The 1517-nt window shown below is 41.3% G+C and carries 1 protein-coding gene and 2 pseudogenes; all 3 read right to left on the minus strand.

Features of this window, described 5'->3' with window-relative positions; translation table 11 throughout:
* Positions 1-331, minus strand: a pseudogene (locus AC1DXC_RS27225) (glycosyl hydrolase); the annotation flags it as partial.
* A 101-nt stretch (positions 332-432) separates the two neighbouring features.
* The gene (locus AC1DXC_RS27230) at positions 433-672 is read right to left on the minus strand and encodes a hypothetical protein (protein ID WP_477462330.1); all 240 of its coding nucleotides are present in this window, start codon (positions 670-672) and stop codon (positions 433-435) included.
* A gap of 229 nt (positions 673-901) precedes the next feature.
* Positions 902-1517, minus strand: a pseudogene (locus AC1DXC_RS27235) (hypothetical protein); the annotation flags it as partial.

The following is a 1517-nucleotide window of genomic DNA, read 5'->3' on the forward strand; positions in this document are numbered from 1 at the left end:
TTACCGGGTTCCAGGTAGCGGCAATTGCCGAGCCATTTGGTAAAAATGTGGCGGAATCGGTTATCCAGTTGGCCGAAGCCCAATCAAAGCGCTTTATCTCTTCGCGTACACCCAACGGGCCATCATCGCAGGTTAGTTCCGGGATACCTAAACGCGGCACGCCGCCCGATGAAAACAACGCATTGCCGTGAAGCATTTCTATTTTTTCGTCCAGCGTCATTTTGCTGACGATGCTGTTGATCTTTGCTTTAAGAGTCACCTCGTTTTTGCTTTGCGCTGAAACTCCGCCGGAAAGAAAAAGTGCAATAAAGCAGGTTATTGTATATTTCATAATATCATTCTGATTTTGTTTGACGTTTGTCTGGGTTAAGCCCGCATCGGTATTGACAATTACCCGGATATTGGCCTTGTGTAATGGTGTAGCCACCACTTTTAATTTACTCGATTTTGAAAGGTATTTAATCCGTAATGCTTTAAACATTTTTGTGTGAAGTTCTTAATGAGTACCAAGCCTTCGTTAAATATTTTTCTCGATTCAGGCGATATAAGAGGATTCCTGAAGAAAGCAGGGTGCGCCTTCAGCAAAATACCAATCGTTTCAAAATCCTCTATCAATCCTTTAATTTCAGTCTCGTCTAATTCCGGCTCTTTTGAAATAATTTGACTTTCCATATTCCTTTTTTTAATCCTATTTAGAGCTACTTGAACATATCGGTTTAAACTTGCGGAAACATGCCGGTATCACTAATCAACTCCTATTCGTGACACCGGCAGTTTTAGTGTAATTATCCTTGATAATTTGAGGATTGTTGAATCAACGGTCATTCACCCAATCGGCAGTACCAGCCCGTTTTTATCGAATATCTACTTATAAGCAGCATCAATAAACCAGCAACCGAACTTAATAAAATTTCCATTCATCAAACAAAAACCCCTCTCCTTTAAATACAAAATAGATATTCCCTGTTCCCTTAGGTATGTTCAAGGCTATTTGCTTTGATAGCGTCGTCCAGTCCTTCGTATCACATATAAGGGAAACAAGAGCCGGGCCTTTAAGATTATTTACATAAACATCAATTCTACCTTTTCCTTTCACCCGGGCCTCGAATTTGACAGGAACCTGATTGCTAAAATCGGCTCCCCGCACCATCAGAACTTGTTTATCTATTTGTCCCTTGGCAACCATATTACCCACAATACCAACAGTATCGAACTGAACGCGCCCCGAAGTGCCTGCAGTAGTTTCTGCTTGCTGCACAACGAATGGATTTAATAGGTGAGTTTGTGACGTACCTTTAAAAGTTGCGTTGACCATGGGGAAAGTCACGTCATTTGCTTCATCCACCGGTATGGGCTCGATACCCACATTACGAAAACCACCCTTAGTATCAAAATAATCCTGTAGATACATGGCATGGTAAGCAAGGTAATATTTCCCTTTATACTTGAACACGTGACTGTGATTGTTTGTCATAGGACCCACGTTAACTTCGCCGGTATTCTTAAAGTAATTATCG

Source organism: Mucilaginibacter sp. P2_D11, assembly GCF_056404435.1.

What these genes read in the sequence shown, in the direction of transcription:
- AC1DXC_RS27230 (WP_477462330.1), bottom strand. Translation starts at nt 672, where the DNA reads ATGGAAAGTCAAATTATTTCAAAAGAGCCGGAATTAGACGAGACTGAA.